The organism is Mycobacterium sp. 1245805.9 (assembly GCF_001672915.1).
Classification (GTDB): Bacteria; Actinomycetota; Actinomycetes; order Mycobacteriales; family Mycobacteriaceae; genus Mycobacterium.
Map to the genome: position 1 here is coordinate 1 of NZ_LZKR01000079.1, position 12190 is coordinate 12190.

Here is a 12190-nt window from a genome sequence, read left to right on the forward strand (position 1 = left end):
CTGCCCATCCTGCGCTGGTCGGTGTGGCGGATGGCCGCCGGCGTGCGCAACATCACCACGACGGGTCAGATTGGTGACGGGCGCGAGGCGGCCGCCGCGGAATACGTGCTGCGGAACGCCCGGCCCGGCGACATCGACGACGCCCTGGCCGCCCTGGACAAGTTCGCCTACGAGAAGTCGATGCTGATGAGCATCGGCGACGAGAAGGGCCTCCTGCTCGACGCGGCGGTGCGTCGTGCCGATCCCGCGCTGGCGCTCGAGCTGGGTACCTACTGCGGCTACGGCGCGCTGCGGATGGCCCGCGCCGCCCCGAAGGCCAAGGTGTATTCCGTCGAGCTCGCCGAGGCCAACGCCGCCAACGCCCGCCGGATCTGGGAGCACGCCGGCGTGGCCGACCGGATCACCTGTGTCGTCGGCACCATCGGCGACGGCGGGCGCACGCTGGACGCGCTGGCGGGTGAGCACGGATTCACTTCGGGCGCATTGGATTTCGTGTTCCTGGATCACGACAAGGACGCCTACCTGGGCGACCTGATGCGCATCGTCGATCGGGGCTGGCTGCATCCGGGCACGATCGTCGTCGCCGACAACGTGAGAATCCCCGGTGCGCCGAAGTACCGCGAATACATGCGCCAGCAGCAGGGCAAGGCGTGGAACACCGTCGAGCACAAGACGCACGTCGAGTACCAGTCGATGGTGTCCGACCTGGTGCTGGAGTCCGAATACCTGGGCTAGGTTGCCCCGCGAGCAGTCGCAGAATCGCACGAAAACAGGCGATCTAGTGCGAGTTTGCGTCTGCTCGCGCCAACTATTGCGCGCGCGGGTGCGCGCCCGCCCACACCTCGCGCAGCGCGTGCACGGTGACCAGCGTGTAGATCTGCGTCGTCGTCACCGAGGCGTGCCCCAATAGCTCTTGCACGACGCGGACGTCCGCGCCGCCCTCCAGCAGATGAGTGGCGAAGCTATGCCGCAGCATGTGCGGTGACACGCCGGAGGTGATGCCGGCGCGCTCGGCGGCGTCCTGCAGCACCTGCCACGCGCTCTGCCGCGACAGCCGGCCGCCGCGGGCGTTGAGGAAGATGGCCGGCGTCCCGCGGCCGCGGCGCGCCAGGTCGGGGCGGCCGCGCACGAGGTAGGCGTCCAGCGCCTGCACGGCGGGGCGCCCGATGGGCACCAGCCGCTGCTTGCCGCCCTTGCCGCGCAGCAGCACCGAGCGGGCCTCGGTGTCGATGTCGTCGACGTCGAGGCCGACGGCTTCGGAGATGCGAGATCCGGTGGAGTACAACAACTCCAGCAGCGCACGGTTGCGGAGCGTCAGCGGGCCGTCGCTCGGGCTGTCCCCGCCGGCGCCTTCCAGCAGCGCCAGCACCTGGTCGATGGTGAGGCTCTTGGGGAGCCGGCGGCCGGGCGTCGGCGGCCGCACGGCCCGCGCCACGTCCAGCTCGGCCAGGCCTTCGGCGGCGGCGAACCGGTGCAGGCCGCGCACCGCGATCAGCGCCCGTGCCGCCGAGACCGCCGACAGCGCCGCCGTCCCGGCCTCGGGATCGCCGCGCCGCAGCGACACCAGGAACTCGCTGACGTCGTCCTCGCCGACCTTGGCCAGGTCATGAATTCCGCGGTCGGACAGGTGCTTCGAATAGCGGCGCAGGTCGCGTCGATAGGAGGTCAGCGTGTTCTTCGCCACGCCCCGCTCGATGGTCAGGTGGTCGAGGTAGCCCTGCAGCTGCGTGTCCAGAACCGGCGCCGTCATTGCGCGGCCTTTCGCGCGGCGAACGCGGTCGGCTTGTCGAGCCACGGGCTGCCGGGCGGGCGCGTCATCGTGAACTCGGCGGTGGCGACGTGCGCGGCCAAAATCCCCGCCACCGCAATGGCATTCACGATCTCGCCCCTGAACACCTTGTCGACGGCATGTTCCAGCGGATACCACTGCAGCGTCATGTCGGCCTCTTCGTCGTGCGCCTCGGGCCGATCCACCTGGGTGAGGTCGGTGGCCAGGTAGACGCGCACCGACTCGTCGCTGAAGCCGGGCGTCGAGTCGAGGTCGACGAGCACCCGCCAGGTGTCGGCCTTCAGGCCGGCCTCCTCGTGCAGCTCGCGGGCGGCGGTCAGCTGCGGCGGCTCGCCGCCGACGTCGAGAAGCCCGGCGGGCAGCTCCCACAGCCGCCGGCCGAACGCGTGCCGGTACTGATAGACCAGCGGGATGTTGCCGTCGTCGTCCATCGCCACCACGGCCACCGCGCCGAAGTGCTCGACGACTTCACGGGTGACGAGCTTGCCGCCGGGCATGCGGACCTGATCGCGGCGCAGCGCGAAAATCTTTCCGGTGTGCAGCGTTTCGGATGACGCCGTCTCGAAGACGTGCTCAGCCACGGGTCGCGGGCTCGGGTAGCGGCCGCTGAACGCTGTCACGATGCTGATTGCCATTGGACGACTGCTCGGGAATCTCCACCGGAAGCTGCTCGCCCGCCTTGTAGTCCAGCGAGGCCTTGACGAAGGCGACGAACAGCGGGTGCGGCCGGGTGGGCCGGCTCTTGAGCTCCGGGTGGGCCTGCGTGCCGACGATGAACGGGTGCACTTCGGGCGGGTATTCGACGAACTCGACCAGGTGGCCGTCGGGCGAGGTGCCCGAGAAGCGCAGCCCGCTTTCGGCGATCTTGTCGCGGTAGGCGTTGTTGACCTCGTAGCGGTGCCGGTGTCGCTCGGACACCTCCGTCGCGCCGTAGGCTTGGGCCACAATCGAATCCGGCTCCAGCACGGCGGGGTAGGCCCCCAGCCTCATGGTGCCGCCGAGGTCGGCGTTGCCGGCGACGATGTGCTCTTGGTCGGCCATCGTGGAGATGACGGGATCCGGTGTGCCCGGCTCGAATTCGGCCGAGTTGGCCTCGGTGAGGCCGGCCGAACGTGCGGCCTCGATCACGATGCACTGCAGCCCGAGGCACAGCCCGAGCACCGGCAGTCCCCGCCCCCGGGCGTGCCGGATGGCGCCGATCTTGCCCTCGATGCCGCGGATGCCGAAACCGCCGGGGATCAGTACCCCGTGCACGTCGCTCAGCGCGGCGGCGGCGTCGTGGGAATTCGCACACTCGTCGGAGGGCACCCACACCATCTCGACCTTGGTGTGGTGCTTGAACCCACCGGCGCGCAGCGCCTCGGTGACCGACAGGTAGGCATCGGACAGCTCGATGTACTTGCCCACCAACGCGATTCGCACCGTCTCGTGCGGCTCGTGCACCCGGCGCAGCAGGTCGTCCCATTCGGTCCAGTCGACGTCGCGGAACGGCAGGTTGAGCCGGCGCACCACGAACGCGTCGAGCTCCTCGCGGTGCAACACCTTCGGGATGTCGTAGATCGACGGCGCGTCCGGGGTGGAGATGACGCCGTCGATGTCGACGTCACACGACAGGGCGATCTTGTTCTTCAGCGGCTCGGGGACGTCGCGGTCGCAGCGCAGGATCAGGGCGTCCGGCGTGATACCGATGCTGCGCAACGCGGCCACCGAGTGCTGGGTGGGCTTGGTCTTGAGCTCGCCCGAGGGTGCCAGGTACGGCACCAGCGACACGTGCAGGAAGAACACGTTTTCCCGGCCGAGGTCGTGGCGCACCTGGCGCGCCGCCTCCAGAAAGGGCTGCGATTCGATATCGCCTACGGTGCCGCCGATTTCGGTGATGACGACGTCCGGGCGGTGCCCGTCGGCGTCCGGCTGCGCCATGGCCAGGATGCGTCGCTTGATCTCGTCGGTGATGTGCGGGATCACCTGGACGGTGTCGCCGAGGTACTCGCCGCGCCGCTCCTTGGCGATGACGGTCGAATACACTTGCCCGGTGGTCACATTCGCCGAGCCGGACAGGTCGCGGTCCAGGAACCGCTCGTAGTGGCCGACGTCGAGGTCGGTCTCTGCCCCGTCCTCGGTGACGAACACCTCGCCGTGCTGGAACGGGTTCATGGTGCCCGGGTCGACGTTGAGGTAGGGGTCCAGCTTCTGCATCGTGACGTGCAACCCGCGGGCCGTCAGTAGCTGCCCCAGGCTGCTGGCGGTGAGCCCCTTGCCGAGCGAGGAAGCAACCCCACCGCTGACGAAGAGGTGCTTGGTGGCGGTTTGCGGGTGCTTGCGCACTGGCGACCTCCGTGAAGACGGGCAGGGCTTGGATTTGTCTAGCATTTAACTAGCTGGGCCTGCCGACCCACGGAAATCCACCCTAACATCAGGCACGCCGCCGCGCCGCGAACACGCCCTAGCGAGGGCCCACTGTCGATTTACTGGGGCACGGTGATCGAGGTGGCCCCGTGGCCGGTGCCGTACTGCCCGACGTGCCCGCCGTTGATCAGATCGTGCAGGCCCAGGACCGTCGTGATCCGTCCCGGCGCGGCCTCGATGTCGTCGACGGTGCTGATCGCCGAGTTCATGCCGGCGTCGGCGCGGGCCACGGCGACCGCTGCGCCCCCCGCCGCCGAACCGTCGCGGCCCGCCAGCAGGGTGCCCGAGCCGTGCGGTGCCAGCGCTGCCGCGAACCGGGCCACGCTGACGCCCTGATTGCCGGCGTCCTGGGGCAACGAGCCGCCGGTGACGACCAGCGCGGCGTTGGCCGCGCCGAGGTGCTCGGCAGGCTGATAGGTGATGAACCCGGTGTCGCGCAGCGAGGCCAGCACGGTGTCGCGCTGCGGGTCGTCGATCGGCGCGGTGGCCGGGTTGGCATTGATCAGCAGAGCGATGCCGAGCAGGTCGCCGGCCTGCGAGCCCTGGTCGACGAGCTTGGTGCTCAGCTGCTGCCCGGCGGGCAGGATCGACGAGTTGACCACCGTCCGCAACTTCTCCGCGGAGTTGGCGTCGACGAACTCCTGGGTCAGCGACACCGTTCCGACGACGGTTCCGCCGGCCTGCCCGATGAATTTCACGATCGCCGCGACGTCGTCGTCGCGGGCGTCCGGGGTGCGGAACATCACCACCGACTTGCCGCCCAGCGCGTCGTGCACGATCCGGCCGGCCAGCTGATTGTCGAAATTGTTTGCGGCGGCCAGCTTTTCGTTCATCGCGTTCTTTTGGTCGTTCAGCCCGCTGATCTGGGTGTACAGGTCACGTTTCTCGTCACGCAGGCTGGACAGCAGGGTGTCCGACAGGAATCCCGACCCCAGCACGACGCCCACGGCCAGCGCCAAAAAGACCGCGGCCAGGGATAGTGCGTGTTGGCGTAACGAGATCATTTACCGCACCGTTCGTCGAGAAACTATGTGAGCAAGTGCCCTATCCACAGGGTGAAGTGGTTCCAGTAGTGGGTCATCCAGTGCAGCACCAGGCCATCGGTACGCGACACCCACAGCGCGACGATGATGGCGATCAGCATCGTCAGCGCCAGCAGCGCGATGGCACCGCCCGAAATGTGGTTGCGGTACAACGTCGCAACCGCCTTGGCGTCGACCACCTTCTCCCCCACCCGCAGCCGGGTCAGAAACGTCGACGGGTTGCTCTGGGTGCGGTTGCGGTCGAAGAACGTCTCGATGTTGGCGGTGTGGCCGGCCGTCACGAGCAACGCCGCGCCGTGGTGATCGGCCAGCAGCAAGGCCAGGTCGACCGCGGAGCCGGCGGCCGGGAAGGTCATCGCCCCGACGCCGAGGTCCTGGATGCGCTCCAGGCCGGGCGCGTGGCCGTCGGCGTCGGCGGGCAGCACGACCTGGGCGCCGCACTTGAGGGTGTCGGTGCTGATCTGGTCGGGGTCGCCGACGATGATCTGCGGTCGATAACCGTTCTTGCGCAACACATCCGCGCCGGTGCCGACGCCGATGAGCACCGGCTGGTACTCCTTGATGAACGGTTTGAGGGAGCGCAGTTCGTCCTCGGCGCTGGGCTCGTCGGCCACGATCACCACGTGGCGACGGCGCAGGTCGACGTCGATGTCCGGGATGCCGATGCCGTCGATCAACAGCGGGCTCTCGCTCTTGATGAACTCGATCGTGTTGCCGGCGAAGGCCTCCAGGTGGGCGGCCAGGCCGCTCTTGGCCTCCCGCATCAGGTCGGCGATATCGTGGTCGGTGCGCTCGGTGCCGCGGACCAGCCGGCGGTCGCCGGAGTACACGCCGCCCTCGTAGAGGCGGATCTTGGCGCCGTCCTTGACCTTCTTGAAGACGTCGGGCCCGGTGTCGTCGATGAGGGTCACCCCGTTGTTGACCAAGACCTCCGGCCCGAGGTTCGGGTAGCGGCCCGACACCGACGGTGACGCGTTGACCACGGCGGCGATGTCGGCCTCCACCAACGCGTCCGCGGTGATGCGGTCCAGATCCAAGATGTCGAGGACCACGATGTCGCCGGGGCACACCCTGCGCAGCAGGCGATCGATGTTCCGGTCGACCCGGGCGGTGCCGGTGAGGCCCGGCCGGGAGGTGTTACGCGAAAGCAGGCCTGACATCTTCATGGGGGCGATTCTGTCCGCGAAGGCAGGGCGAGGCGAGGAGGCGCGCCGTAACATTAGCCTCAGAAGTTATCTAGCGTCACATTGGTAACAGGGTCATCCCGGTTTGGTCGCGGCGAGGGTGCGCAGTTGTACGGGGTTCGCGGCGTGTCGGCGTACAGACACGCACGCTCGCGGAATTGGGGCCGGCGGCCCAACGGGTTGGTCGCGGCGAGGGTGCGCAGTTGTACGGCCCGGGCGGCGTGTCGACGTGCAGACACGCACGCTCGCGGGGAGGCACGCTTAGTCCTGCTCGCCCTGGGCGGTCTCGAGCAGTTCGCGGGCGTGCGCGCGGGCGCTGTCGGAGTCGCCCAGGCCCGCGAGCATCCGCGCCAGCTCGGCGACCCGGTCGTCGCCGCTCGCCCGGCGCACCACGCTGGTGCCCTTCGGTCCGGCGCTGTGCACCACCAGGTGCACGTCGGCGTACGCGGCGACCTGCGGCAGGTGGGTGACCACGATGACTTGATGGGTGCGGGCCAGCCGCGCCAGCCGCCGCCCAATCTGCACCGCGGCCCGCCCGCCGACGCCGGCGTCCACCTCGTCGAACACCATGGTGGTGCCGGCCGCCGAGGCGGCAAGGACGACCTCGAGGGCCAGCATCACCCGGGACAGCTCGCCGCCGGACGCGCTCTTGGCCAGCGGCAGGACGGTCATGCCGCGATGGGCGGCGAAGCCGAACTCGACCTGGTCGATGCCGTCGGCGCCGGCGCGGGCCGGCTCGCCCGAGGGCAGCGTCAGGGTGGCGGGATCGTCCGGGTCGGTCGCGACGTCGGTGGCGACCTCGATGGTGAATTCGGCGTCGGCCATCGCCAGCCCGGACAGTTCCGCCGTCACCGCCTTGGCCAGCCGCTTGGCGGCCTTGCGCCGAACCTTGCTGAGATCGACTGCGGCGTCGCCTAATTCGCGCGCCAGCTCATCGACGCGGCGTTCCAGCGCGGTGATCGCCTCTTCGGACACGTCGAGTTGGGCGAGCCGCTCGCGCGATTCGGCCGCCCACCGCAGCACCCCGTCGATGTCGGCGGCGTACTTGCGGGTCAGCGTGCGCAGCTGGGCCTGGCGGGCCAGCTTGGATTCCAGCGCGCTGGCGTCGACGGGCAGCTCGTCGAGGAAGCCGCCGAGTTCGTGGGCCGCGTCGTCGACCACCGTCAGCGCCTGTGTGATCTGGCCGGCCAGCGCACGCAGCGTCGCGTCGTCGGTCGATTCCAGTGCGGCCCTTGCCTTTCCGAGGCTGTCGATCGCGCCCTGGCCGAGGCCGTCGCCGTCGTCGGCCGACAACGCGGCCCGCGCGGTGGCGGCGGCCTCGCGCAGCGTGTCCAGTTCGGACAGTCGCACGATGTCGGCGACGAGCGCGTCGTCCTCGCCGGGTTGCGGGTCGACGGTGTCGATCTCGTTCAGCGCGAACTGCAACCGGTCGGCCTCCTGCGCGAGCTCGCGGGCTCGGTCGCGGCGGTCGATGAGGTCGCGCCGCGCCGTCAGCCACGCCTCACGCAGCTTGCGGTAGCGCTCCAGGGCCGGACCGGCTTCGGCGAAGCGGTCCAGCGCGCCGCGTTGTTCCTCGGGCCGCATCAGGCGCAGCTGGTCGTTCTGCCCGTGCAGGGTGAGCAGTTCGGTGGTGAAGTCGCCCAGCGACTTGGCGGGCACGCTGCGCCCGCCAAGGGAGGCGCGCGACGGCCCGTCGCGGCTGACCGAGCGCAGCGCGATCACGCTGCCGTCCTCGTCGCGCTCGGCGCCCAGGTCGCCCAGGATCGCGTCCAGCTGCGCCGCCGTCTCGTCGTCGAGATCCGTTGTGGTGAAACGGCCTTCGACGACGGCACGGTCGGCACCGGACCGGACCCGGTTCGGGTCGGCGCGGCCCCCGCCGAGCAGGTGCAGGCCGGTCACCACCATCGTCTTGCCGGTGCCGGTCTCGCCGGTCAGCACCGTCAGGCCGCGGCCGAACTCCCCGACCGCGGCGCTGATGGCTCCCAGCGACTCGATGCGTATCTCGGTAAGCACTCGGTCATCACTTTCCGCGCCAACCGGTCACCGGCAACCGGAACTTGCGCACCAAGCGGTCGGTGAACGGCGCACTGTCCAGCCGCGCCCACTTGACCGGGGTGTCGCAGCGGGTCACCTCGATCCGGCTGCCGGCCGGGATCCTCATTTCGCGGCGGCCGTCGCAGAACACCAGGGCGTCGTGCCCGTCCGCCTCGGTCTCGATCGCGATGGTGGCCTCGGGGCTGGTGACCATGGGCCGGCCGAACAGTGCGTGAGCGTTGTTGGGCACCACCAGGATTGCCTCCAGGTCGGGCCACAGCACCGGGCCGCCGGCCGAGAACGCGTAGGCGGTGGAGCCGGTCGGCGTCGACACCAGCACCCCGTCGCAGCCGAACGCGGACACCGGGCGGCCGTCGACCTCGACGACCACCCCCAGCACGCCCAGCCGAGGGCCCTTTTCCAGGCTGACCTCGTTGAGCGCCCAGCCGTGTTCGACGTGGCCCTTGTGCAGCACCGCGACGTCCAGCGTCAGGCGGTTCTCCACCCGGTAGTCCCGGGCCACCACGTGATCGAGCACCCGGTCGATTGCCTCGGCTTCGGCTTCGGCGAGGAAGCCGATGCGGCCCAGGTTGACGCCGAGCACCGGAATCCCGGCGTTGCGGGCCAATTCGGCCGCGCGCAGGAAGGTGCCGTCGCCGCCGAGCACCAGCACCAGTTCGCAGCCCTCGGCCGCCGACGGCTCGGCGTCGACCACCTCGATCTCGACGCCCATGGCCCGCATGTCGTCGGGGGCCAGGTTCAGCGGTCCGCGGTCGACCGCCTCGGCGGACAGCACCCGCAGGCCAATCCCGTTGTCGCCCAACACTTTCTGCACCCGGCGCGCGGTCTCGGTCGCTTCCTCGCGGCCGGTGTGCACCACCATCAGCACGGTGCGCTCAGAGTTCATTGCGGGCCCTCTTCCACCGCGCGCCCCACCGCGTCCACCAGCCCATCAGCAGATAGCCCCCGATCGGTCTCGGCGCGCAGCCACAAGAAGTATTCGACATTGCCCGACGGGCCCGGCAGCGGGCTGGCGGTGACGTCGACGGCCTGCCAGCCCAGCTCCCCCGCCCGCCGCGCGACCCGCAGCACCGCGTCAGCGCGCAGGCCGGGGTCCTGGACGACACCGCCGGGGCCCACCTGGCCCTTGCCCACCTCAAACTGCGGCTTCACCATGGGAACGATATCCGCGCTGGGCCAAGCGCATCCAATCAGCGCGGGCAACACGGTGGCCAGCGAGATGAATGACAGGTCGGCCACCACCAGGTCGACCGGGCCGCCGATGGCCTCCGGCGTCAGCGCGCGGGCGTTGGTGCGCTCGACGACGATCACCCGGGAATCGGACCGCAGCGACCAGGCCAGCTGGCCGTAGCCGACGTCGGCGGCCACCACCTCGGTCGCCCCGCGATCCAGGAGCACCTCGGTGAACCCTCCCGTCGACGCGCCCGCGTCCAGGCAGCGGCGCCCCGCGACGGGAACGCCGAAGGCGTCCAGGGCGCCGATGAGCTTGTGCGCCCCGCGCGACACCCAGCCGCGCTCGTCGTCGTCTTTGACGGTCAGGGCGGCGGTGACGTCGACGGCGGTGCCGGGCTTGCGCGCGGGCATGCCATCGATGGCCACCTTGCCGGCGCCAATCAGCTCCGCGGCCTGCTGGCGGGAGCGGGCGAGCCCGCGGCGAACGAGCTCGGCGTCGACGCGGGCACGTCGTGCCACGGCGGTACTCAGCCCTTCTCCGCCGACTCCAGCGCGGCCAGCAGCACGTCGTGCGCCTCGGAGAGGCGGCGCGCTATCTCTTCGAGCTCGGCGAGGGACGGCTCGTGTTCGGAGTTTTCCGGATCCCCGATATCCGACAGCTGGGCGACCAGGGCATCTATTTCAGCGCGAAGCTGATCGGGATCGATAGTCATCGCGTCCCTACGCTAGTCCAGAGACCAGCGCTGCAGCGCGTCCCGGGCGCGCGCGTCGGCCGCCTCGATGCGCACGGTCCCGTCCGCCGCGGCGCCCCACACCGCGTGCGCGACCGCCCGGACGACCGACAGCCCGTCGCCCTCGTCGGCGCCGTTGGCGCTGACGGTCACCGCCTGGTCCCCGACGTCGACGTGCCAGCCGGGCTGCGCCTTCACCGCGAGCGCCTCGCCGTCGGAGTGCAGCGAGCGCAGGTCATGGGCGATGTAGGTGGGCCGGCGGACGGGGTCGGCGAACACCGCGTCGCGGGCGGTGCTGACGCCGGTGAGCACCATCAGGCTGGGCAGGTCGGCGGCGTTGGCGCCCTCGATGTCGGTGTCCAGCCGGTCGCCGACCACCAGCGGCGCGCGGAAGTCGCCGCGGGCCACCGCGTCCTGCAGTAGCCGCGGCGCCGGCTTGCCCGCGACCCGAGGCTGGGCGCCGGTGGCGGCCCGCAGCGCGGCCACGAACGATCCGTTTCCGGGCAGCAGGCCGCGCTCGGTGGGCAGGGTCGGGTCGACGTTGGCGGCCACCCACAGCGCGCCCGCGCGGATGGCCAGGGCGGCCTCGGCGAGGTCCGGCCAGCCGATGGTCGTGGACAGGCCCTGCACGACGGCGACGGGGTCGTCGTCGTAGCGGCGCACCGGGTGCAGCCCGACGGCGGCGATCTCGTTGGCCAGCGCGTCGGTGCCGACGATCAGCACGCGCGATTCCGGCGGTAACTGGTCGGCGAGCAGCCGGGCCGCGCTCTGGGCGCTGGTGACGACGTCGGTCGCGGCCGCCGTGAAGCCGAGCTCGCGCAGGTGCAGCGCCACCTCGTCGGCGCTGCGGGAGGCGTTGTTGGTCACATAGAGCTTGCGGCTTTCGACCTCGTCGAGCGACCGCACGGCGCCCTCGGTGGGCTGGGCGCCGCGGAAGACGGTGCCGTCCAGGTCGACCAACAGGCAATCGTATTGCTGCGCAATCGTTTTCATCTCAGGCAAGCTCGCCGACGCGCTCTTCGGCGTCGGTGACGCCGTCGATATCGGCGGCCGCCGAGCGCAGGAACCATTCCAGCGCTTCGTCGTTGCGGCCGAGCGCCAGCAACGTATCGGCGTAGGCGTAGAACAGCCGGGCCGCGGTCGAGCCGCTGCGGCTGGTGTCCAGCTGCGGGGTGGACAGAACGGTCAGCGCCTGCTCGAGCTGGCCGAGATCCGCGCGGGCGCCGGCGGCGACGATGCGCAACTCGTCGGCGGCGTCGCCGGACAGCTGGGCCGCCTCCTCGCCGCGCGCCAGTTCGATCGCCCGCTCCGGACGGCCAAGTCCGCGTTCGCAATCGGCGATCAGCGCGAGCAGCGGCGACTTGCTGCCCATCCTGCGGGCGGCGCGCAGTTCGGCCAGCGCCTGGGCCCAGTCGCCGCAGTGGTAGGCGGCGATGCCGACGGCCTCGCGGACCGCGGCGATCCGGCTGGACCGGGCCCGCGCCGCGCGGGCGTGCTTCAGCGCGGCCTCGGGGTCCTCGTCGATCAGCTCGCCGGCCGCGACCAGGTGTCGCGCCACCGCGTCGGCCGTGGCACGGTCCAGCGTGCTCAGCTCGCCGCGGATTTCGGGCGCCAGCTGCTTGGCTTCAACGCCGGGCGGTATCGGGGGCCCGTCGTGTTGCGGGCGATCGTCCGTGTCACCGGTGCGCGGCTGCGCCGGCCGGGCGCGGCCGGGACCCGACCAGGCGCCGGATGCCTTGCGCGGTCCCCGCCTACCGCCGTGCCCCTGCCTGTCGTCGACCACTCTGCAAAGGATACGGACGCGGCGCC

12 protein-coding genes are annotated in these 12190 nt (G+C 70.7%); 1 reads left to right on the forward strand and 11 read right to left on the reverse strand.

What is annotated here, in order from left to right:
* Entirely contained in the window at positions 1–735 is a 735-nt protein-coding gene (locus tag A9X00_RS12055) for an O-methyltransferase (protein ID WP_067153191.1), read from the forward strand.
* Between the two features lie 73 nt (positions 736–808).
* On the opposite strand, the gene xerD is transcribed toward A9X00_RS12055, so the two are convergent.
* The 11 genes from xerD to A9X00_RS12110 form a co-directional block, all read right to left on the reverse strand.
* Positions 809–1750 carry a site-specific tyrosine recombinase XerD gene (gene xerD / locus A9X00_RS12060; RefSeq protein WP_067153193.1) on the reverse strand — a complete coding sequence of 314 codons (942 nt, stop codon included), beginning with the start codon at positions 1748–1750 and terminating at the stop codon, positions 809–811.
* Positions 1747–2370 (reverse strand): NUDIX hydrolase, encoded by a 624-nt coding sequence (locus A9X00_RS12065; protein WP_067153211.1) that lies wholly within the window; start codon positions 2368–2370, stop codon positions 1747–1749. The genes xerD and A9X00_RS12065 overlap by 4 nt, the downstream gene beginning before the upstream one ends.
* Positions 2363–4114, reverse strand: a complete 1752-nt coding sequence (locus A9X00_RS12070) for a CTP synthase (protein ID WP_067153195.1) — start codon at positions 4112–4114, stop codon at positions 2363–2365. The genes A9X00_RS12065 and A9X00_RS12070 overlap by 8 nt, the downstream gene beginning before the upstream one ends.
* A 140-nt stretch (positions 4115–4254) precedes the next feature.
* Positions 4255–5199, reverse strand: a complete 945-nt coding sequence (locus A9X00_RS12075; RefSeq protein WP_067153197.1) for a copper transporter — start codon at positions 5197–5199, stop codon at positions 4255–4257.
* 23 nt (positions 5200–5222) lie between these two features.
* Positions 5223–6404: a putative cytokinetic ring protein SteA gene (gene steA, locus A9X00_RS12080; protein WP_067153198.1), complete on the reverse strand. Its 1182-nt coding sequence runs from the start codon at positions 6402–6404 to the stop codon at positions 5223–5225.
* Between the two features lie 279 nt (positions 6405–6683).
* Positions 6684–8435, reverse strand: a complete 1752-nt coding sequence (gene recN / locus A9X00_RS12085; protein WP_067153201.1) for a DNA repair protein RecN — start codon at positions 8433–8435, stop codon at positions 6684–6686.
* Between the two features lie 7 nt (positions 8436–8442).
* Positions 8443–9363, reverse strand: a complete 921-nt coding sequence (locus tag A9X00_RS12090; protein WP_067153203.1) for an NAD kinase — start codon at positions 9361–9363, stop codon at positions 8443–8445.
* Positions 9360–10169: a TlyA family RNA methyltransferase gene (locus A9X00_RS12095; RefSeq protein WP_067153205.1), complete on the reverse strand. Its 810-nt coding sequence runs from the start codon at positions 10167–10169 to the stop codon at positions 9360–9362. The genes A9X00_RS12090 and A9X00_RS12095 overlap by 4 nt, the downstream gene beginning before the upstream one ends.
* An 8-nt stretch (positions 10170–10177) precedes the next feature.
* Positions 10178–10363: a hypothetical protein gene (locus tag A9X00_RS12100; protein ID WP_067153207.1), complete on the reverse strand. Its 186-nt coding sequence runs from the start codon at positions 10361–10363 to the stop codon at positions 10178–10180.
* Positions 10364–10375: 12 nt separating this feature from the next.
* Positions 10376–11374 carry an HAD hydrolase-like protein gene (locus tag A9X00_RS12105; protein ID WP_067153209.1) on the reverse strand — a complete coding sequence of 333 codons (999 nt, stop codon included), beginning with the start codon at positions 11372–11374 and terminating at the stop codon, positions 10376–10378.
* 1 nt (position 11375) lies between these two features.
* Positions 11376–12164, reverse strand: a complete 789-nt coding sequence (locus A9X00_RS12110) for a tetratricopeptide repeat protein (RefSeq protein ID WP_082975134.1) — start codon at positions 12162–12164, stop codon at positions 11376–11378.
* Positions 12165–12190: the final 26 nt, after the last annotated feature.